This window comes from Selenomonas sp. oral taxon 126, assembly GCF_001683335.1.
In the GTDB taxonomy this organism is placed as follows: domain Bacteria; phylum Bacillota; class Negativicutes; order Selenomonadales; family Selenomonadaceae; genus Centipeda.
Genome location: NZ_CP016201.1, coordinates 209066 through 229846 on the forward strand (window position 1 = coordinate 209066; position 20781 = coordinate 229846).

The window sequence follows — 20781 nt, forward strand, 5'->3', positions numbered from 1 at the left end:
CGCTTTCAAAAAATCTTTCCACGACCATTCAAAATCACCCATTGCAAAAAAAAGAAAAAAACCTGCCATAGAATATATGAACAAGCTCCCCCATATTCTGACAATCTTTGTAAATGAAAACTGTAAAGAATTTATCAAAAAATACCCTGTAATCAGAATATAGCAATTTACACCAACTGAGACGAAGCTTTTTATCAGCCATGCCTCCAAATTAGCAACGCTTCCATAAACAGCTGTATCGCCCCCTCCATGTCCGACATAATGCATGGAAATAATCATCATCATAGCTATGATACGCAACAAATCCAGTGAATTATTTCTTACAGCATTTGACACTACTAACCATCCATTCTTTAGACAGGTAATACCGCATACTCAGTATAAAGATGATTGAAATCGACTGCAATCTTTTTAAGAAATCTCTCTGCTGTTTTTTGCATGTAATCCATTGCCAATATAGCCATAATGTTTCTATCCTTTCTAGTTAAATAGATATTTATTCTAAATATTATTTTCATAAAGAAGGTGTCTATTGAACACCTCTATTCTTATACCTCATGAGAATTTTCTTCCATTTCGTATTCACTGATATATAATTCATCCTATATACCAACAAAAGTATTATCATCACAATTCCATAACGCAAAACATATTCGTTTTGATAAAGTAACGATATACTTCCTGCTATAGCAGTATAGAAAATATACAAAAATGTAGTATACACATTTAGCGGGCGATGCTTATATAAGAAAAATATAATTACATAATGAAAAAGAAAATTTAGAACATAGCTGACTAATGTAGTATAAGCTGCGGCCATATATCCATATAGCGGTATTGTATAATAATTTAAACCAACATTCAAGGTCGCAGAAAGAACGGTTCCAATCAACACTAAATATGTTTTGTTATAAAAATATTCATAATGAACAATACTTAAATATAAAAAAGAAAAATAATTTCCCCATAGCAAAACAATCACAACATCTTTTGCAGCCCAATACTCTCCACTAGACATAATTCGAATAATATCTGGAGCAGCAGCAATTAGAAGAACACCCACAGCGGTAAATAAGGCAATATACTCTGAGCTTTTATGATAGATATCCTCTATCCTCTGATGACTCATCTTCTCAAAAAACCATACTCCCCACGAAGAGTCGAGTGATTGAGAAATAACCAGCAAAATAATACTTACATTTGCCGCTAGGCTATATATTCCAACATCATACGCCCCATTAAAATGTTGAATCATAATACGATCACACTGCCCCATAAGAACCAGTGCTAAACCGTGCGGAATCAACGGAAGACTATAAAAAATGCCGAATCGCCAAAACCTGTAATTTGGAATTGCGGGAGCTTTTTTGATCAAAGTATACACGATATAACAGATAAGACACAATAACGGTAAAAATCCCCCCCATATTCTTCCCATATACCGTTGATCTGAAAAAGGAAAAAGAATAAAAAACACAGACAAAACCATACTAGCAGAGGTAAGAAAAAGAGACATCCACAGATATTTTTTATACTGATAATCCAAGGAAATACGAGCGTTGTATAGATGTAAAAGTCCCGTAAAAGCAGCGTCTATTACCAACAAATAAATTAATAAATCGGATGAGAGTCCTTGGAACAGCGCAAACTCCACGGATATTTTTTTGAGAAAGAAAATACCGATTACGATTCCTATAAGGTAAATGGGCAATAAAGAAGAAGTATAACGATCCAATTCTCCTTCCCCTGCAAACTTTAATTTTGCAGCTCGAAAACTTGTATGCAAAGACAACCCAAGAACCATACAGAAAATTGCATTGTAGGCCGTATAAGTATTTACTATTCCATAGTCCTCCGGAGAAAGAATCCTTGTGAATATGGGTAAAGAAAAGAAAACAATTCCTTTTATAAGCAAATTTCCAATTGTGTAGCCAATACCAGCAGTAAGAGCTTTACTTTCTCCCATCAGATCATATACCCCAAATTATTATAACAAATACCTTCACACACTATTGCGTATACACCAATTTTTCACTAACTCACATATCGCCCATAATCGACGGTGAAGCCTTTCTTTTATATTTAAATCAAGTTCATCTGCAATGATTTGACTGGTTGGATATGTTTTTTTTGCGAACTGTTTAAAAAATATACTTCTTCGAGGATGATGGTAAGAATCACTAATTATTGCACGATTGTATTTCATTGCTTGCATATAACTGATCTTTTCAATATGTAGTCGCGATTTAATCTTCTTCCAAAAATGTTCTCCTAGATCTGACTGAATAGAAAGGAGTGATACGCCTTGATCCGTTAAGAAGGATTGATCTTCGGACATCCGTTCGATCCCCCAACAGTCTCCCAACATAAGATCCCCTACACGTTTTTTCTTGCGAAAAGAACACTTGTAGCAAGAAGGGCGCATATACAGCCCACTTAAAAACCCTTGTAAATAGAGATTTTCTTCTACATTGGATCTATATATTTCACCATCTTCAAAGAAAATCTTCATTGTGTATTTTCTCCACCCGAGACTTTTATCTCGAAACTTCAGTCCCTGTATAGCTGTATTGTCGGAAGCAATTTCCTGCAAAAAAGAAGACCAGACCGCAGGCGAAGGAACACCATGGCACACAAACTCTACCGCTAACAAATACTCTATATTTTTTTTTACAACATTACGCAATCCTGCCACTTGACAAGGTGTTCCAACAAATAGGACATAACGCCTCTCAGACAGATATTTCTGTATTGCAGCAAAAACACTGCTCATGTCACTTTGAACATATTTTGACCCGCACAATTTGGAAATTCCTTCCGCATCTTCAACTCCTATATGACGGACTACACGGTACTCTTCCTCAAATGCAGCACCAAAAACGATCCCCCCCTGGTGCAGGATCTGTTCTGATAAGACAGAAAAGATACCGCCCGAGGAACTATCTAATCTAATCGAGTTCACCATACTGTAACAAGCATAAACCTCACGAACCTCTCTAGTTTCTACATTGTGCAGCAAGGGACAAGCGCGTTCACAACGTCCACATGAAATGCATTTGTCCATATTAATGATTGGATGCCAAAAACCTTCTTCGTCCTGTGACATCTTAATAGCACGAGTAGGACATACCGAAAAACAAGCAGAACATCCCGTGCACGAGTCCTTATCAACTAACACAAACAAACTCCTTCAAAGTCCAAGTGCCTTTTCCAAGTACAACTTTGCACACTCTCGCTCTTTTTTTAATATCTCATCTTTATTATCAAAATGGAGTAAGAACGGAGTTTCCAAACATTTTTTATTTGTAGAGGATAGCAGTCTATCCTCCAACGAAAACATCGTAAGGAGGTTCTCTATACGCGAAGTGATGTTGCAAAAATTTTCTTGAGTCTCTTCTCTAGCGAATACAATAAAAGGCCTCTCAAATATTGTTGAAAATACAGCCCCATGAAAGGAATCCGTATAGATCAACTCTGCATGAAAAACCAAATATAAGAACTCACAAGGATCAACCGTATAACCTTCTGGGAAGGATTCGTCTAAGATCCGAATGTTTTCAAGAACATGTTCTTCACATATTCGAACAATATCCCTCTGGTATTTATCTGGAGGATTACCTAAACAATAGGTTAGCATATATCTTTGCCCATGATACCAATCTGGTTTTTGAGCAAGCTCTTCCCACTGTTCTCTAGGTATCAATAAAGTCGGATCAATGTGTACTGGCGGTGTCGTCCCAATACACTCTTCTACAATATGACTCCCCGCATTTTCTCGTACAGAAATCGCCTGCATGTCACTTAACCATGTAGCATATTGTTCCCTATGTTTTGCAGGAAGAGCACTTATCCCAAAACTCGCAGCATAAGAAATACGCTGCACCTTTTTTGCAAACTGAAGAAACATAACTGGTGTGCAATAAAACGGATTCCAAACAATATCACTTCCGGTAATAAAGAAATCATATTCATTCTTTAATGTTTCAGGAACTCTTCCTCCCACTATCATCGTTTTCGAAAAAGGAATATACTTCCGATCAAATTCCAAATACTTCTTCTGACGAATCAAATCCAGACGCTCTCCGCCCCCATTCCCCTTATAGTTCAATAAAATTGTCAGCATGGACTTTAGTTTAGCCAACCCCTGTAAGGGTATATGTGAACACCGATGGCGATTCAAGATAGTTTCTGCCTCGACACCCATATCTCGCAAAAACATAATCAAAGCAAGATTCTGGAGGCTGTTTCCATAATTCATTCCACTCGTGATTGTAATTATCCCCACGCGCTTCATTAAAGTTCACCTCTCAATTTCTGTTTCATATAGATACACCGTCCCCATAACATTACAAAACAAGGAGGCAAGCTATATACCATGAAACTCTTATTGTAAAATTCTATGTTAAATAGATTTTTTGCGATATATTTGACTCTCTTCATCATCATTACTAATGTTTCAAGAGTACTGGTCTTTTCCCACACATTCAAAAAACTTTCTTTATTTAACGCAAATAGATTTCGCTCGAATATAAGCTCTTTGGAATTTGTGCATAGAACAGCCTTTTTATGCAAAGAACGCAATAATTTTTCTATATAGCGTTCTGCGCCAGTATACGGCAAGAACGTCTGTGTTATTTGTTCAATAACTGAGATTAATTTTCTCTGTGTCGGTCTTGCATAATAATATGCATCAATTTCTGAGTTAACATCTTCTAGAACAGGTTCACCAACACCGGCCCTAATCTTGTAGCATATGGTCATACCATGGGAAGCTCGCATAAAACGCTCATAGAACTCTCGATTCAGCCAAATTCCATAATCCTTAGATTTTATCGGTGCCACCGAAAACAACAGACCTTCTTTTAGGTTATTCGGTAAAAAATCCCCCAATCCAGTCAAACCTATATAAAATCCATGGACTTTGACCGTTCCATTATAAATATGATAAATGTTATCCTGTATCGTTCCTTTCCAGCCAACATCCACAAGGATAAACTCGTTATGGCATAAATCCACATTAAAAGACTGCACATATGAAATAAAAGATTGCCTCATAGCTTGACGATTGTTTTCATAGATATCTAAAAACACAGGATTCCTACATAGCAAAAAAAAGACATCACTTTGCGCAAAGTTCCGATATACATCTTTAGGATCGCCCACTTTCAAGCTTTGATAAATTTTTTCCTTATCCAATTCTGAAAAACCCAAGACGTCAAGAAATCCTTGCAAACTCAAAGTGCCCGTATGCCGAAAGACATTCTTAAATGTTTCCTCTTCTAAAGATTTTAGAGAAGGCATCAATGTTGACTTTCTCGATACATACAAGTAATACGTTCGTATATCCTTGACATTGTTAATGTGTAAAAAAGCATCAAATGCTTCCTTTAAGAATTCGCCCTCACGTGCAAGGAAAAAAACATTTGTCTGGTTTATTTCTCGCAGCCGAACATAAAGACGATAAAAAAACAGGTAAATACTATAGGCATACTGAAGTCCAGGAGTCGCATCCTCAACATTATTTTTATAAATTTGATTCAATACGCTCTCAGGTGATCGAAGCTCAGGATAGTATGGGCGAAAAAAAGCATTTATTTTATAGATTTGTGCTTTTTTTACATCAGATTTTTTGTTGTCGCCCAACATAATACACTTTTCTCCACCTATGTTGAGTTCTTCCAATACAGCACGATATAAATCGCCATCCGATTTTCGTTTTTTATAATCACAGGATACAAATATTCGTTCTATATATGGGAGAATATTTTTTCCCGATAAAATCTCACGAAGCCCATCTTCTCCTATATAAAAATCAGATATTATAGCTATCTTAATCCCACTCTCAGCTAATCTATGCAAAAGCTCTACATTGCTGTCATCAATTACCGTTCCTCCACGCTCTAGGGCAATTTCTTGCATGATAGTCATGCTGAGGAACTTTTGTTTCTCAACAGTAAATGATGAATTTTGCATATACAATAAACGCGTATAAACAGCCTCCATAACATCTATATAATTATAGTTAAAATTTTCTTTCTGATGGAATTCCTCAAGAACATTTTGCCGAATATCTATCAACACTTCACTAGACCCTAACGAACATTCTTCTGATATAATTTGCGCCCACTTATAACGCAACTCATCCTCTAAAATCGTACGGTGAAGTAAAGTATCAAAGCAATCAAAAAAAGCCCATTCTATATGATGTACCTTACAAAACTGTATCATATCCATTATTTCACAACCATTTCAAAAAAAATGATAATGTTCTCCATTAAAACTATACTCTAAGTGACGAATACGCTCTCCTATTTTTTTTGCGGGAACGCCACCATAAACCCCATATGGTTCTGTATTTTTTGTAAGAACAGCTCCCGCAGCAACAACACTACCCTCACCAATTTTCCTCCCCGGCAAGATGATTGAGCGCGTACTTATCCATGCATGATCACCAATTTCTACTTTTCCGCCTTTACAGGCAAATGAAGGACTTTGAAAGTCATGTTGCTCCGTCCAAATCCACACTCCTGTACTAAAGTTAACATTTTTTCCAATCACGATCTCATTTCTTCCATCTAATTTAGACTCATCCCCGATAATAGTCCCTTCATCTATCGAAATGTTCCACGGACTCCTTATTTCGAAGCCGCCATAAATGACCACTCTTTTTCCTATCTTCATACCATAAATATGGGTTAGAATCAAATTTCGCACACGATGCGAAGGTACATTTCCCAATAATCTCAGTTGATAGCGAATTAAACTTTCCACATAATCTGCTATCACACTCATAATGCCCACACTTTGCCTCGCTTGATCAACAACAGTGAGAGTGTTTATACTTTCTTTTCGACTCAAATAACGGCTCTTAGCGGTTCTGCTGGCAATCAGAGCTATAACTAAATTTAGAAGAAGGAAAACAAGCAAAGAGAGGAAAATCAACATATTTTTTGTTCCCCCAGTTTATTATTGCAAAAATCTAAAATTCCCTTTAAAATGTACTTTATAGATTGACCTCTAATGATGTGAGAGAACATCATAAAAAGGCGCGTAAGAAAAAAATACATCAAAGAGATTCTCAAGTAAAAATAATCACGATATTTATTCATTATGTAGAGACGATTGCGTTGAATATAATATTCTTGAAACCCACTGATTTTACCACTGCTTCGCCCCACTTTATGCCAAATTTTAGCCTCTGATATATAATAAATAGGAATCCCATGCTGTTGGAGTTTAATTGAAAAATCTGTATCCTCGTAGTACATAAAATAATTTTCATCAAATAAACCATATCGTTCTACAATACTACGATGTAAAAAAATACAACATCCCGTTGCAAAACCTACCTGTATCCCTGTTTTTTTCTTTGTCCAATGGACAGATGTCCCTTTCCAGCGCGAAACCTCCCCACCGGCATACCAATATTCAGATGGACGGTCAAAATAAAAAATAGAAGGAACGAGGACTCTATCGGTATCCGCATATTTGTGTAATACAGGGAGTAAATTCGGAGAAACAATCGTATCATTATTCAAAATCAATAAATACTCTGCTCCTCTTGCAAGGGCATACTTAGCAGCCATATTATTTGCAACGCCAAAGCCAACGTTTTCTGATAAAAATAAGCACTCTATTCGATCATTAAGACAAGAGCATAACCTATCTTTATCATTCTCTTCAGACGCATTATCCACAATCAAAATTCTCATCCCCTCAAATTGGGTCGCTTTCAGACTATGAATACACTCGATCGTATCCTCGCTACCATTATAGTTTACCAGAATTACCCACACGATAGGCATCGCCATCCTTATTCCCCTCCTCTTGATCCCACTCTATCAGCACCATACCCGTCCCCATGAGAATCCATACAACAATCATCCCAAAAGAATCATGCATTACCCCAAAGAAAAGAAATCCCAGTGTCGATACAAAAAAATTCTTAATCCTCAAACCTTCTGCCCTATCAACTATAGAACAGCTTCGAATTAGTTTATAGCAAAGCCCCCCCCAAACAGAAATCCATAGCATCAGCCCCGGAGCTCCTGTTTCTCCTAAGAGACGCGCATATAAACCATGGCAAATAGGCCATACTCCGTTAACAAAACCGAAGGCTGTATTGCTAATCTCCTCGCTTTCATATGCCCAAGACGGCATAAATTCGTTCACCCCAAAAGCATATTGCCCTAGTCCAACACCAGTAAACGGATGCTCCAAAAACATATTAATTGCTGCCATTTGTGATCCATAACGAGCTATTACAGATTCATCCTCTAGTTTAAATAACGAGAAAAAAATCTGCAAGACATCTCCTTCAGCCCATGTGATCAGTTCCCGAAATCCTGCAATACCCACCACCTCTATCCCTACGAGCACCCCTATAATTAAAACGCTCAAAAAATAAGTAAAAAACTTTTTTTGAAACTGGATTTCAAAGCGATATAAATATAACATGAAAAAAAATTCAACAAGAATGATAACGAGAAGGCTTCGTGAAAAAGTTAAAACAAGGAGTACAATTAGATATAAACACCCAAACAGAAACCATAGTCGATGTCTCTTCAAAAACATTCCACCAAAAATCCACGGAAACATAATGGAGGCAAAAAAGCCAAAGAAAGACGGCTCCATGCAAATGGAATGAAGCCTCATCTCAAAAGGATTAACTGAGGGGGCAGATCGAAAAAACCCGTCAAAAACAGCTAAAACTTCGTAAGAAATGGGAACCCCCACATAACGCAATATTTCAAAAACGGAATACGTACCTGCCAGAGTGAAGGAAAAAAAAATTGCACGCTCAAAATTTTCTAAAAGCCACTTTTTATCATTTTGCAAATTATCAAATAAATAGAGTAAAACGGCAGAAAAAAAGATAAATCCTATAAAAAGAGTAACGAAGCGCATTCCTCCTGAAACTCCACGAAAAGAATTCGAATATATATCAAAAGCATTTAGAAATCCACTCAACAATACCCACACCAAAAACGATAAAAACAATTTAAAACACACATTTTTAGGTATATGGATTGGCTGTCGGATTATTATCTTTTCTCCGAGCCACAAAAAGATGCCAAAGAAAAGCGGGTAAAACGCCGCTTCTTCTGATAGTCCACGAAATATAGAAGAAAACACAGGTACGTTCAAAGCTGTGATTGGCATAAATACAATACTGAGGAATATTATTGTTCGGTGTAACTTTTTTATACTGATTTGCATTTTTCGCGCACCACCTTATGAAATCTTATCAATAGCATTGTAAAAATCACGATATGCGGCTTCCCATGTATAGCGCGCTGCAATGAATTTTCCTTGTTTCACAAGTCGTTGTTGAAGCAACGGATCAGCAATTGTAGACATAGCATCGCAAATTTCCTCAATGTTTGTAGGGTCAACTAAAAGTGCCGAGCCATCTGTTGCAATTTCAGCCATAGAGGAACAGTTGCTTGTAATCACGGGTGTCCCATAAAGCATCGCCTCTATGATAGGAACACCAAACCCTTCATATAGTGACACAAAAACAAAAGCATGTGCGTGTTGATATAGAACAACTTTTTCATCATTGCTGATATATCCCAAAAAGGTTATTTTAGAACTAAGACCACGATGTTTAATGTATTTTTTTATATACTCATAATTTTTTCCTTTCGGATTGCCTGCCAAAAAAAAATATATATCTTTATCTTGTAATATATATCTTTCAAATGCTTGTATAGCAGATATGACATTCTTATTATCTCGAAAATCACCTATATAGAAAAAATATCTTTTTTTTATAGCATGATATATTTCACTCCGAATATCCCCCCCCCCCTCATAGGATTCCACACCATTATAAACAACAGAAACACGACTCTCTGGCACGCCTAAGATTCTAACAACATCTCTTTTTGTCGTTTCCGACACAGTGATAACAAGATCCGCTTCCTTAGCAGCACGTTCAAAAAAACTTCTCAAATACATTTTCATGAGAAATGTATAATTTTGTGGATAAAGATACACCATTAGATCATGTATCACAAAAACCCTTTTGCTTTTAAATAAAGTCTTAGGGGATAATCCATCACAAATATAGATCTCGGAACGTCCAAAAAAAAATTCAATTGGGAAAAAGTATGTCAAAAACCTTGCAAAACGAAAACTCGTATTCAAATAAGGCTCATAGGGAATTTTCTTCGCATATCGTTTTCTCAAGCTGGCATATGATTCATATACAGATACACTAAAATTATATACATGATTTGAAATATATTTCTGTATAATATTTTCATAGTACAGGTGCACTCCTGTTTTTTTTTCGCGCAACACAAGGCTGCCTATCAAAAAGTTAATTTTCATATTGATTCGCCACACATACATAAAGGTTATTCAAATTAGACCGCATGACATCTGCCGAAAACTCGGTTTCATAGATATCACGAGCCGCACGTCCCATTTCAGCTAGAGACTCATTGTCCAGAGATAGCAACAGTTTTACTAGGTTCTCCTTCTCCAAGGAAAAGATATACCCATTCACACCATCTCGTACCAACTCCGGAAGTGCTCCGCGATCACTAACCAAAACTGGCTTATTATTACACATTGCCTCTACAGCAGTAAGGCCAAAGGCCTCCCATAGCGATGGCATAATCACTGCATCACAGGCAGAATAATATCGTCCTAAATCTTTATGAGGGATCCAACCTAAATATGTAACTCGATCTGTGTTTTTATATGAATTCATCTTTCTATCAACAACAGGAGCACCTATGACATAAAGATGCACAAAAGAAAGTTGAACATCGGACATGATTTCTAAAAGCCAATCCAATCCTTTAGGACGATCAAAACGCCCCACAAACAACAGATTGATTTTACCCTTCTCCATACTATATGGTGTTGTATATGAAGACCAAGTATCATCAACTCCACTGTAAATCCTAACCATTTTATGGGGCTTTAGTCCATACTTCAAAGCAGCTTGCTGCTCATAGTTAGATACATTAACAACACAATCAGTAACAGAAAGAAGAATACGCTCTATCAATCCATAAACTATTTTATAAGGTTTTGCCGTATCTCTCAAAAAAGCCCATCCATGTGCATTATAAATAATCTTTACATTACGTTTACTCAACAAATATGGTAACCGGACAAAAACCCCCGCCCATGTACTATGAACAAAAACTATATCTGGATTCAGATTAATAATAAACTCTCTAATATATTTGATTGCACTCCAAATATTATATAGGTTTCGTTCATAAGAATAGAAGAAAATTCTTTCATGTGGGATATTCCAGTTTTTCTCCGATTTCCCATGAGCAAGTAACAAGTAGTGCTCAATATTATTCGAGGAATTACTCAGGATCGTATTTACATAAGTAGCCACTCCCCCTTGCATATATTCTCCGACGTGCAAAATTTTTAACATAGCAAAACTCTCTTAAGAAGAAAAAAATATTTCCATCCAACTTTGAAAAACCGCTCTATTCCAATTCCCAACATTCCAACGTGGAATCTGAAGATTATCCACGTTTCCGACATGTATTTGTCCTGTATTGGTCGTGGCAGCCTTAGCATACCCAATATTCTTCAAGAGCTGAACAGTTTCTATAGAAAAATCAGTATTTTTTCCAAAAGGATATGTAAATAAATCGACAGAATGACCTATAATACCTTCTAATCTTTTTTTTGAATCGAAAAGTTCCCTTTCTTGATCTTGAAGAGTTAGTGCAGACATTCTTGAATGAGTCTCTCCATGCGAACCAATCTCTACGTATAAAGAACTATCAAGAGAAAGAATCTCTTTTTCGTTTAAAATTCTATAATCATCTCTGCACTCCAGACAAGGTGACAGTTGTTCTTGCATGGTCAACATGATAGAAGAACGGTCCTTCACTGATAGACCTATCAACAGGTCATGAATGGTGTATATGGCATGTGCCACATCATTTTTCCGTTGTAGAGGTAACTCATATTCCCTCCCGTGAATCGACAGATATAGCTTCTGCTGTGCTGATGTTCGATAAATAAGCATCCTTATAAAATCATTATCCCATAATTCCTTTTCTTTTCCAATTTCCTCCGTTGCCACAAAAAAAGTAGCAGGGCACTCGTATTTTTCTAAAATTGGAAAAGCATACCGATAGTTATCAACATATCCATCGTCAAACGTAATACAAACAAACGGCTTATCCTCGCTTTTCCAAGGAGCGCCAAAAGAGAGAACGCGATATCTATTTACTAAAAAAGCCACCTGCGCTTCAAAGTTCTCGGGACTAACAATAGTTCCGTAAGGATCAAACTGATCGTGATTCACACGATGATACATCAGTACTATCCCGTCTGGTCTATCCCAATAATTTTTTGCCTTTCTCAGTGGATGCCTCCAACGATGATATATCGGTAATAATTGAGGAAATTTGCCCTTCAATTGCTGTTTAAACACCACGCCCCTCCTCTTTTATGTTAAGTTTTCCTTATACCTAGGACTATTTATACACGTCAATACGCTCCTTTTCCTGTAAATACAATTTTTATGGTCTTAAACAAATACATCAAATCTAGCCAAATCGACCAATTTCGCACATACCATGTATCCATCGCGACGCGTCCTGCAAAGCTGACATCATTGCGACCGCTAGTCTGCCAAAAACCCGTAATGCCGGGCACGGTAAGGGTGATTGTGGAAAGGTATTCTCCAATATCCTTTTTTTCACGCGGAAGATAGGGACGAGGTCCGACGAGGCTCATATCCCCTTTGATGACATTGAGTATCTGTGGAAGTTCGTCCAGGCTATATTTGCGAATCCATCTGCCAACCTTCGTCACACGCGGGTCGTAATCACGCAGTTTCGCAAAAGTATTCCACTCCTCTCGTGCCGCAGGATTCGCAACAAGATACTCCTCCAAAATCTCACCGGAGTTCAAATACATGGAGCGAAATTTATAGCAGGTAAATATTTTTCCCCGTTTCCCGATCCGCTCGGCGTTGAAGAAAGCATTTCCCTGGGAGTCAAGTTTAATCCAAACAGCAATGACGAATAGAACTGGAAGAATAGGAACACATAGCAAGCCTCCAACGATAATATCGAAGAGTCTCTTGAACACTCGATTCCTGCGGCGCGCCAGATTGTTTCGGAGAGACAACATCATGATCTGCTCATTGAACAGCGTCTGAGCCTCAACATTATAAAGGGGAACGCCGATCAAATCCGGCACAAAAACAATATCTCTTACATAGGGCTGTATATCCTCCAAGAGTGTTTGCAGCTTTTCCTTCTCCATACCTGGCACTGTGACAATCACAGTATGAACAGCAGAATCACGTATGATCCTAGGGGCATTCTCCAATGTGCCCATGAGAAGAAAGCGCTGCGGCAAGCTCTCTGACAAGGGATCATCATCCAATATTCCGACGACTTTGTAGCGATAGCCAAGGTCCTGGTCAAAGGAGCGAAGGACGAGCTCCGCTGTCTTTCCCGCGCCGATTAAAATAACGGGCTTCATCAGGGTATTGGTCGACTTCAGGATTTTCAAAATGACATAGCGCACGACATAGATGTTAAAGAGTGCTAGAACGCCGAACAGAATGACATAGAGCCGTGATGCGAGCATACTTGCCTGCATAAAATAAAGTGCGAGGATACAGGTAATGAGGGCATATAGTACTGCATAGAAAATCTGCCGCACGGTCTCGAGGATTGGCTGCATTCTTGTATAGGTCTGCGTAATGGCAAGGAACGCGATAAAGACAAGCGGTATCCAAAAGAAAAGATAGGCATCGGGAACATGATAGGATGTTCCCATAAAAATCCCATAGAGATCATGCAGACCAAATGCCATCTTCTCCGCGAGAAGAATGGCAAAATAGTCAAAAAAGATAAAAAGGAGGGGTATGCATATTCTGCGAATGCGCGCGGGAATCCGCGTTCTCGTTTGCATGAATATGCTCCCCTCCTTTTCTGTATTATGCTTCACGTCGATAGACAAGCAGACTGTAGCCCATGGCGAGAATGACACCGATGGCAAAGCCGATCGCCGTAATCAGCATCTTACGCGGTGCGACGGGTTTTTCAACATCCGGCAGATTCGCTGGATCAATGATCTGAATATCCATACTCTCCATCGCTGCTTGAATCTTGTTTTGCTCATACTGTTTGACGAGATTCAAGTATACTTCATTTTTAACTTTCGAATCGCGGCTAAGGCGCATATACTCCATCACATCATCAGGGAATGTGCCAAGCTCTTCTTCCTTCTTCGCCTGCTGTTCTTTCAGAGCACTCTCACTCGCTGTGGCAACGGCAAGATTGACTGCAGCGAGTGCACCCTTGCTGAGGAGCTGGGACTGTGTTGGATTCAATGTCGTCGCATTGGACTCAACTGTCGCGAGCACCTCTGCATCAAGGCTGCTCTGCAGCTGTTCGAGCTCCTTACGCGCCTGCTGAACACTCGGATGAAGTTCCGTATACTTCTGCTCAAGTCCGACAAGCTCGACACGCTTGGCAACGATCTGGTCGCGAATCTTTTGCACGGTTGTATTGTCAGAGATACTATACGCCCTGCTCGCGGATTTCTGCTCGCCAAGCTTTTCGTTTGCCGCATCGAGGGATGCCTGCGCTGATTTTGCTTCCACCACGACTTCACTGATTGCCTTATCAAAGGCTGCCATCTGTTCAATCGCAGCCTTTGCCTGATCGTCTGGACTATAGACTTTGTGCTCACGACTGAACGCCGCAAGCTTCGCCTCCGCCTCCTCAGCTTCCTTCTTCGTCCCACTGATACGGTCATCGAGGAACTGCATCAGCAAAGACTGCGTTTGTTGATTCATGTCCGTCTGCATGAGGAGGAAGTTATCTACCACAGCTTGTGAGATACGCTGTGCTTCCTCAGGTGTATCACCAAGTGCAGTGACCTCAATGAGATTTGTCCCTTTTGTGTTTTTTATATCCAGATATTTCTTAGCAAATTTTTTTGTATCCGGACGTTCATCTGAATCAAAGTCCAAGCTGTCAATAATTGGTTCCAGAACAGTACGGGACTTCATCAACTCCATGTAGTTCATCGTTGGCGAGGGAACACTCCCTCCGCCAATGCCAAGTGCCGCCATTGCGGCAGCTGCGCCTGAAACATCAACTTTTGTAGCTGTTCTGGTCTGAACGAGGGTTGTGGACTCATACTGTTTCGGCAGAATAAGCGAAATCACAAGAGCAACAAGGGTACAGGCTCCCACAATCCCAAAGATAACCGCCTTATGGTCGCCCATTACGCGAAACAGGCGAGAGAGGTCAATCGTGTCTTCATTGTGTTCCATGATCTATTCCTCTCCCTCAGTCTGTCAACGCCTTATACGTCGCCCATACATTGATATACGGCAGGATATCCTCATTAAATTTGATCCCATTAGAGCGCGGTACGTATACAATGTCGCCATCCTGCAGGGCAACATTCTGTGTGAGATCATGTTTCTTGATATAGTCCTTGATATTGATCTGTTTATAGTACATGGTATCGCCAGCGACACGGAGCACCTGCACCTTTGTACTGCGTCCGCGCTTTGTAATGCCACCCGCCGAAGAGATTGCTGCATAGGCGTTCAATGTGTCTACCTTCAGCTCATGGATTCCTGGTTCCTGAACCTCCCCCATGACGTAAATCTTACGTTCACCATAGGCCTTGACGAGGATTGACAAATCCGGAAAGCGCAGATAGCGACGCAGTCTCTCGGAAACAACTTCTTTGGCCTCATCCAGTGTGAGTCCGGCAAGTTTGACTGAACCGGCATAGGGGAGCTGCACATAGCCATCGGGGCCGATCACAACATCATTCAGCCCATTGATCTTTGCAGAATCGTTCGACTCAAACGTAGAAAATCCCACAATCTGGATGTCAAGCACATCATATTTCGTCAAACGATAGGTATCGAGGAGACGATCCCCCTTCAGAGTTGCCGTCTGAAAGTCGCCGCCCTCGACGACCCGATAAGGCATATCGCTCGACACATCCATTTTTTCAGAGGAGTCCACCGCCGCATACGCAGACGGCGCCATAATTCCGACGTAGCCGGCAAATGTAACCGCACCAATAGCCGCAAGACTTTTCTTCCATATCATTTCAGACGGACTCCTTTACAAATTATAACTTAGTCCCAATTATACAAAATCCATAGGGAATGTCAAGGCAACTCCTGCCTCAGAAGAATTCCAAGGTCTTCAAGAGGAATACCCATCCAAAGATGGTAAAGCAGGAGAGTGCACTGCTGTAAACGACACAGTTACCCGCGAGTTCGGCATCCGCCTGCATCTGCTGTGCCATGGCGAAGCTGGCGACGGCGCAGGGTGTGGCAAACACGGCAATGAGCGTCACGAGCTCGACACCGCGAAAGCCAAGGATGATCGCAAGCGAAAGCACGATGGCAGGCACAATGATGAGCCGCGAGGCGACCGAGAAGATGAGCTGACGCAGATGTGCGTGATAGCTTCCACCGTGAAAGGATGCACCGAGAATGATGAGTGCAACGGGCGTGGTCGCCGCCGCGATCTGCGCGACGGGCTTCAGCACAGGCGCAGGGATCGGCAGCTCTACGAGGCGGCACAGAGCCCCCGTAATCGCTCCCAAGATCATGGGATTCATGAGAACGCTGCGCAGGATCGGCAGGAGGTCAAATCGTCCGCCGCGAAAGGTCTCAAGTACGAGCACACCGAGTATATTGTAGATGGGAACGATGACTGCAATCATCATGGTTGGAATCGCAATCGCCGCATCACCAAAGATGTTGCTGACAAGCGGAATGCCCATGAGGACGTAATTGCCGCGAAAGGCCGCCTGGATCATCGGACCGCGCCGCGCATTGTCCGGCTCAATGCGGCAGACAATACCAGTAAATACGAGTGCCGTGAGCAGCACACCCGCCGCACCAAAGAGCATGAGCGTGGGTTGGAATGCCGTCCCCGGATCGGAGATGTAGATGTTGTAGAACATCATAAAGAAGAAGAACACGCGGAACACCATGCGGTTCATGTGCAGCAGTTCTTCTTCCGAGAGCAGGCGCGAGCGTTTGACGAATACGCCGACCGCCATCAGACAGAACAGGGGCACGACGCCGCCGAGTGCGACAAAAAAGTTGCTAAGCACAAAAAAGCCTCCCCACCCATTCTCCTGTATTATAACAGGAAAGCAGAGGAGAGGCAACGGAGAAAAAGCCGCCAACTATGTCGACAAATTCGTTGTATTTTTCTCATTATCATAGTAAGATATACAGGAAAGGAGAGATGACATATGGTACAGGCAATGCCGCTCAACAACACCGTGTCAATTACTGCATTTAACCGAGGAAAGGCGGGACAAATTTTCTCGAACGTGAAGAAATTAGGCATGACCGTTGTGATGAAAAACAACGAACCTGAATGTGTACTGCTTTCCCCTGCGCAATACGAAGCCTTGTTGGAGGCTCAGTATGACGCCGAACTGCTCTCAATCGCCGAAAAACGCTTGCAGAGTTTAGACAGCGAAGAGACGATTCCCTTCGAAGAGGTGTGCAAAAAGGCAGGAGTTTCTATGAGTGAGCTTGACGAAATGGAAGAGGTCGAGTTCGAATGAGTTGGGATGTTCGTTTTCTCAAGGAAGCCGGGCAGGACTTCTGCCGATTGGACGGCAGTCAACAGAAAATAGTCTCCAAGGCAATCGCACGGGTCTCGCAGAATCCCTTGCCAACAACGGAAGGCGGATATGGCAAACCACTAGGAAATCATACAGGGATAGCACTGGCCGGATTGCTCAAGATCAAATTGAAAAGTCATGGTCTACGCATTGTATATCAGCTATTGCGCGCACATGAACAAATGCGGATCGTCATCATTGGAATTCGAGCCGATGGACGCGTTTACAAAGAGGCGCAGGAACGCATCGAACAGCTAAAATAAGCCCCTAGTCCTCACAAACACGCATCTTTCGCTCACGGAACGCAACAATCTGCAAATCAAAGGCGTGCGCAAGCTCACGTGCACGGTCATAATGCCGTCCAACGGCGTCGGGAACGTGGGCGTCCGAACCGATGGTAACATAACGTCCGCCGAGTTCGTGGTAGCGACGATAAACGGGCGCGAGCTCTTTGATGCCGCGTGTGTCTCCGAGGCGACGCGTATTGATCTCGATGACGGTCTCGGTCTCGACGAGAGCGCGCAGGACGGCGTCGATGTCATCCGTAAAATCGCCGTAGGAAAGTTCGGGATTGTCGAACGGCGCATTGCGCGCGATGTAGTCGATGTGGGCAAGTGTGTTGATGAAGGGATGTGCATAGATTTCATCGCGCATGACGGTGAAGTATTCATGATACATCTCCGCCTTTTCACGTCCCGCGAAGGTCTCGGGAAAATAGAGATCCTTTACATCCAAAAAGTGAATTGATCCCAGCACGAAATCGAACGGAGCGCGCCGCAGGAATGCGGCGTTTTTTTCGCGCGCGCTCGCCATCATCCCCATCTCGACGCCAAGCGAGAGTTTCCCCTCGGCGCGCAGAGGATCATACGCCGCCCAATACGCCGCAGGATCAAAGATGAACTCCTCCTCGCCCGCCGCAGGATAGTCATAGTCCAGATGCTCGGTAAAGACGAGACCAAGCCCCTGCTTCTCCGCCTCTCTGAGCGCCTCTGCCGCCTTCATCTCCGAATCGGCGGAAAACTCCGTGTGAATGTGGCTGTCAAAGTACATCGTCATTCCTCCTGCCGCTCCAACGAACCGACCGCATCGGACAGACGTACGAAATCCGCAAGAGAGAGCTGTTCCCCGCGCATATTCTCTGCGATGCCCGCCGCCGCAAGTCCCGCGCGGCTCTCTTCCTTCGTCAGCCCCGCGCCTGTGAGCGCATTGAGGAGGGTCTTGCGCCGCTGCCCGAATGCGGCGCGAACGAGGCGGAAAAAGAGCTTTTCATCCTGCGGGCGCACCGTGGGCACGTCCTGCACATGACAGGCGATGACGGCACTTGTGACCTCGGGTGCGGGCAGGAAGGCACGCGGCGGCACATCCATCACCATGCATGGCACGGTGAAATACTGCACGGCGATGGAAAGCGCACCGTAGTCCTTCGAGCCGGGGCGCGCCGTCATGCGGACAGCGACCTCCTTCTGCACCATCGTGACGAGCCGCTTGATGGGCAGACACTGCTCGAGGAGCGTCATGATGATCGGCGTCGTGATGTAGTAGGGCAGATTCGCAACCACCTTGAACCGTTCTCCCGCACGAAGTCCAAGGATCTCGGGGATATCCAGCTTCAGGATGTCGCCCGGCACGATCTGCACGTTGTCGTAACCCTTCAGCGTCTCGGCGAGTACGGCAGGGAGCTTCTTGTCCAGCTCGACGGCGACGACGCGCGCGCCCGTCTCGGCAAGCCCCTGCGTCAGTGTCCCGATGCCGGGGCCGATCTCGAGTATCGTATCCTCGGGTGAGAGTTCTGCCGCCTCTACGATGCCCTGCACGACCGACCGATCCACGAGGAAATTCTGCCCGAGCCGCTTACTCGCGCGCAGATGAAAGGCGCTGAGGATGTGGCGCGTGACCTTGGGATCGGCGATTACGGGTATACTTGCGTTCATTGCAGCTCCTCTATGGCAGATGTAAACTCTTCGCGCGTCACACCGTAGGTATTGAGACGGCGGAGAAAGGTCTTCGCATTTGCAAAGCCGAGTCCGAGGCGGCGTCCGAGCCGTGCACGGCGGGCGGCGGCGTCCTCCGTCCCCGTCAGCCCATGCACCATCAGGTCGCTCATCGAAAAGATCTCTGCGGGCTGCTCCATCGGCGTTCGTACCTTCTCAAGCGCAGCACGGATTGCCACAGGGCTTGCCTGCTCGACGCCGATGTCCCCGTCGCTGAGATTCGTCGCGTCCTCGACAGGGACAAAGGCGTGGCGCGCGCGCGGGAACATCTCTGTAAGGCGCGCACGGATGCGCTCGCCCACGGTATCGGGATCCGTCAGAACGATGATGCCGCGCTTTTCGTACGCAGCACGGATATTCCGAATCGCCGCGCTGCGCAGACGAAAGCCGTCCGTGATGATACAGTCCGCCTCCACTGCGCGCCGTACAGCGAGGACGTCCATCTTCCCCTCGACAATGATGACTTCTTTAATCAATAGACGTTCCTTTCGACAGGTGTTCCTATGCGATAGTGAATTCGCTCATACCACCGCAAACAGCCTCTTTGTTCGTCTTGTCCAGATGCTCAAAGCGCCCCTACCACCGCTGACGCGGTCCCCCTCCCCCGTAGCGACGGGGGAGGCTTTTTAAGGAAGCACTGATAAATTCAGCCGCGCCATCTTGACGCATCTTTTTTGCCCGCACTGTGTCGGCAAATCCTCCACATAGCTTTGGCTATGCGTCCGGTTTGCCTCCTTGTTCGGACGAAAAAATCTACGCCAATCTGACGGACTTCATTTTATCAGCGATTCCTTAAAAACAGCATTTCGTTGCTGAATGCCTTTGCACTCAGAGGCTTATTTATGCAGACTCTTCGAGGGGATCTTTCACAACAGGAGCCTCATAGAGTACAAAGGGATCGATATCGATACATTTCGTCGCATCGCGATTTCCTTCGAGATCCCATGCCACAGAGCCATTTATTACGGTCATGGTATCTGCAAAGACCTGCCGATCACGTAGCCGCGCAAAAACGCCCGTACCCATGATAAGCTCCGACGCATCGTAGCGACGTACCGTACCGTCGTTGAAATAGGCGTAGACGATATAGTTTTCGCCCGGAACAGCCTGCAACACCTCGGGAAAAATTTCAGGCATATTGCCTCCT

General features: G+C 42.9%; 21 protein-coding genes. 2 read left to right on the plus strand and 19 right to left on the minus strand.

The annotated features are described in order from the left end of the window. The 15 genes from AXF19_RS14490 to AXF19_RS00910 all read right to left on the minus strand — a co-directional run. On the minus strand, positions 1-336 hold a 336-nt coding region (locus tag AXF19_RS14490), incomplete at its 3' end, for an acyltransferase family protein (RefSeq protein ID WP_216634949.1). Between the two features lie 193 nt (positions 337-529). After that, on the minus strand, positions 530-1966 hold the full coding sequence (locus AXF19_RS00855) for a lipopolysaccharide biosynthesis protein (protein ID WP_084784719.1): 1437 nt from the start codon (positions 1964-1966) through the stop codon (positions 530-532). A 36-nt stretch (positions 1967-2002) separates the two neighbouring features. Next, positions 2003-3178: a Coenzyme F420 hydrogenase/dehydrogenase, beta subunit C-terminal domain gene (locus AXF19_RS13265; RefSeq protein WP_172837342.1), complete on the minus strand. Its 1176-nt coding sequence runs from the start codon at positions 3176-3178 to the stop codon at positions 2003-2005. A 12-nt stretch (positions 3179-3190) separates the two neighbouring features. Next, positions 3191-4258, minus strand: a complete 1068-nt coding sequence (locus tag AXF19_RS00860) for a polysaccharide pyruvyl transferase family protein (protein WP_216634950.1) — start codon at positions 4256-4258, stop codon at positions 3191-3193. Between the two features lie 35 nt (positions 4259-4293). After that, entirely contained in the window at positions 4294-6234 is a 1941-nt protein-coding gene (locus AXF19_RS00865) for an HAD family hydrolase (RefSeq protein WP_066843778.1), read from the minus strand. A 15-nt stretch (positions 6235-6249) separates the two neighbouring features. Beyond that, the gene (locus AXF19_RS14655) at positions 6250-6945 is read right to left on the minus strand and encodes an acyltransferase (RefSeq protein WP_216634951.1); all 696 of its coding nucleotides are present in this window, start codon (positions 6943-6945) and stop codon (positions 6250-6252) included. Next, the gene (locus AXF19_RS00870) at positions 6939-7811 is read right to left on the minus strand and encodes a glycosyltransferase family 2 protein (protein ID WP_066843781.1); all 873 of its coding nucleotides are present in this window, start codon (positions 7809-7811) and stop codon (positions 6939-6941) included. Before AXF19_RS00870 ends, AXF19_RS14655 begins: the two co-directional genes overlap by 7 nt. Next, positions 7771-9162: an O-antigen ligase family protein gene (locus tag AXF19_RS00875; protein WP_216634952.1), complete on the minus strand. Its 1392-nt coding sequence runs from the start codon at positions 9160-9162 to the stop codon at positions 7771-7773. The genes AXF19_RS00870 and AXF19_RS00875 overlap by 41 nt, the downstream gene beginning before the upstream one ends. A 72-nt stretch (positions 9163-9234) precedes the next feature. Beyond that, positions 9235-10338 carry a glycosyltransferase family 4 protein gene (locus AXF19_RS00880; RefSeq protein WP_066843786.1) on the minus strand — a complete coding sequence of 368 codons (1104 nt, stop codon included), beginning with the start codon at positions 10336-10338 and terminating at the stop codon, positions 9235-9237. After that, positions 10328-11413: a glycosyltransferase gene (locus AXF19_RS00885; protein WP_066843788.1), complete on the minus strand. Its 1086-nt coding sequence runs from the start codon at positions 11411-11413 to the stop codon at positions 10328-10330. Before AXF19_RS00885 ends, AXF19_RS00880 begins: the two co-directional genes overlap by 11 nt. A gap of 12 nt (positions 11414-11425) precedes the next feature. Then, positions 11426-12430 carry a polysaccharide deacetylase family protein gene (locus tag AXF19_RS00890; protein ID WP_066843791.1) on the minus strand — a complete coding sequence of 335 codons (1005 nt, stop codon included), beginning with the start codon at positions 12428-12430 and terminating at the stop codon, positions 11426-11428. A 56-nt stretch (positions 12431-12486) separates the two neighbouring features. Then, positions 12487-13926, minus strand: coding sequence for an undecaprenyl-phosphate galactose phosphotransferase WbaP (wbaP, locus tag AXF19_RS00895; protein WP_066843793.1), 1440 nt, complete (start codon positions 13924-13926; stop codon positions 12487-12489). Between the two features lie 25 nt (positions 13927-13951). Then, entirely contained in the window at positions 13952-15298 is a 1347-nt protein-coding gene (locus AXF19_RS00900; protein WP_066843795.1) for a GumC family protein, read from the minus strand. A 16-nt stretch (positions 15299-15314) separates the two neighbouring features. Then, positions 15315-16097 (minus strand): polysaccharide biosynthesis/export family protein, encoded by a 783-nt coding sequence (locus AXF19_RS00905; RefSeq protein ID WP_066843800.1) that lies wholly within the window; start codon positions 16095-16097, stop codon positions 15315-15317. Positions 16098-16176: 79 nt separating this feature from the next. Continuing rightward, a complete protein-coding gene (locus tag AXF19_RS00910) occupies positions 16177-17118 on the minus strand; it encodes an AEC family transporter (protein ID WP_066843803.1) in 942 nt (313 codons plus the stop codon). A 144-nt stretch (positions 17119-17262) separates the two neighbouring features. On the opposite strand from AXF19_RS00910, the gene AXF19_RS00915 reads away from it, so the two are divergent. Together AXF19_RS00915 and AXF19_RS00920 are read left to right on the plus strand one after the other, a co-directional pair. Then, a complete protein-coding gene (locus AXF19_RS00915) occupies positions 17263-17583 on the plus strand; it encodes a toxin-antitoxin system antitoxin subunit (protein ID WP_066843805.1) in 321 nt (106 codons plus the stop codon). Then, positions 17580-17906: a type II toxin-antitoxin system RelE family toxin gene (locus AXF19_RS00920; RefSeq protein ID WP_066843808.1), complete on the plus strand. Its 327-nt coding sequence runs from the start codon at positions 17580-17582 to the stop codon at positions 17904-17906. The genes AXF19_RS00915 and AXF19_RS00920 overlap by 4 nt, the downstream gene beginning before the upstream one ends. Positions 17907-17910: 4 nt before the next feature. Here the strand turns inward: AXF19_RS00920 and AXF19_RS00925 are convergent, their stop codons facing one another. The 4 genes from AXF19_RS00925 to AXF19_RS00940 all read right to left on the minus strand — a co-directional run bounded on the left by AXF19_RS00925 (position 17911) and on the right by AXF19_RS00940 (position 20771). Next, positions 17911-18699: a histidinol-phosphatase HisJ family protein gene (locus AXF19_RS00925; protein WP_066843811.1), complete on the minus strand. Its 789-nt coding sequence runs from the start codon at positions 18697-18699 to the stop codon at positions 17911-17913. Further along, on the minus strand, positions 18696-19574 hold the full coding sequence (gene rsmA / locus AXF19_RS00930; protein ID WP_066843814.1) for a 16S rRNA (adenine(1518)-N(6)/adenine(1519)-N(6))-dimethyltransferase RsmA: 879 nt from the start codon (positions 19572-19574) through the stop codon (positions 18696-18698). Before rsmA ends, AXF19_RS00925 begins: the two co-directional genes overlap by 4 nt. Then, positions 19571-20110 carry a ribonuclease M5 gene (gene rnmV / locus AXF19_RS00935; RefSeq protein WP_066843817.1) on the minus strand — a complete coding sequence of 180 codons (540 nt, stop codon included), beginning with the start codon at positions 20108-20110 and terminating at the stop codon, positions 19571-19573. The genes rsmA and rnmV overlap by 4 nt, the downstream gene beginning before the upstream one ends. Positions 20111-20474: 364 nt before the next feature. Next, complete coding sequence (locus tag AXF19_RS00940) at positions 20475-20771, minus strand: DUF2442 domain-containing protein (RefSeq protein ID WP_066843821.1); 297 nt, start codon at positions 20769-20771, stop codon at positions 20475-20477. Between the last annotated feature and the right edge of the window lie 10 nt (positions 20772-20781).

Bases quoted from the DNA above. Each gene is read 5' to 3' on its own strand.
- AXF19_RS00880 (WP_066843786.1), bottom strand. From the start codon at position 10,338: ATGAAAATTAACTTTTTGATAGGCAGCCTTGTGTTGCGCGAAAAAAAA.
- AXF19_RS00865 (WP_066843778.1), bottom strand. From the start codon at position 6,234: ATGGATATGATACAGTTTTGTAAGGTACATCATATAGAATGGGCTTTT.
- rsmA (WP_066843814.1), bottom strand. From the start codon at position 19,574: ATGAACGCAAGTATACCCGTAATCGCCGATCCCAAGGTCACGCGCCAC.
- AXF19_RS00860 (WP_216634950.1), bottom strand. From the start codon at position 4,258: ATGAATTATGGAAACAGCCTCCAGAATCTTGCTTTGATTATGTTTTTG.
- AXF19_RS00925 (WP_066843811.1), bottom strand. From the start codon at position 18,699: ATGACGATGTACTTTGACAGCCACATTCACACGGAGTTTTCCGCCGAT.
- AXF19_RS00940 (WP_066843821.1), bottom strand. From the start codon at position 20,771: ATGCCTGAAATTTTTCCCGAGGTGTTGCAGGCTGTTCCGGGCGAAAAC.
- AXF19_RS00875 (WP_216634952.1), bottom strand. From the start codon at position 9,162: ATGCCAATCACAGCTTTGAACGTACCTGTGTTTTCTTCTATATTTCGT.
- AXF19_RS00905 (WP_066843800.1), bottom strand. From the start codon at position 16,097: ATGATATGGAAGAAAAGTCTTGCGGCTATTGGTGCGGTTACATTTGCC.
- AXF19_RS00855 (WP_084784719.1), bottom strand. From the start codon at position 1,966: ATGGGAGAAAGTAAAGCTCTTACTGCTGGTATTGGCTACACAATTGGA.
- AXF19_RS00885 (WP_066843788.1), bottom strand. From the start codon at position 11,413: ATGTTAAAAATTTTGCACGTCGGAGAATATATGCAAGGGGGAGTGGCT.
- AXF19_RS00920 (WP_066843808.1), top strand. From the start codon at position 17,580: ATGAGTTGGGATGTTCGTTTTCTCAAGGAAGCCGGGCAGGACTTCTGC.
- wbaP (WP_066843793.1), bottom strand. From the start codon at position 13,926: ATGCAAACGAGAACGCGGATTCCCGCGCGCATTCGCAGAATATGCATA.
- AXF19_RS14655 (WP_216634951.1), bottom strand. From the start codon at position 6,945: ATGTTGATTTTCCTCTCTTTGCTTGTTTTCCTTCTTCTAAATTTAGTT.
- AXF19_RS00900 (WP_066843795.1), bottom strand. From the start codon at position 15,298: ATGGAACACAATGAAGACACGATTGACCTCTCTCGCCTGTTTCGCGTA.
- AXF19_RS00915 (WP_066843805.1), top strand. From the start codon at position 17,263: ATGGTACAGGCAATGCCGCTCAACAACACCGTGTCAATTACTGCATTT.
- AXF19_RS00870 (WP_066843781.1), bottom strand. From the start codon at position 7,811: ATGGCGATGCCTATCGTGTGGGTAATTCTGGTAAACTATAATGGTAGC.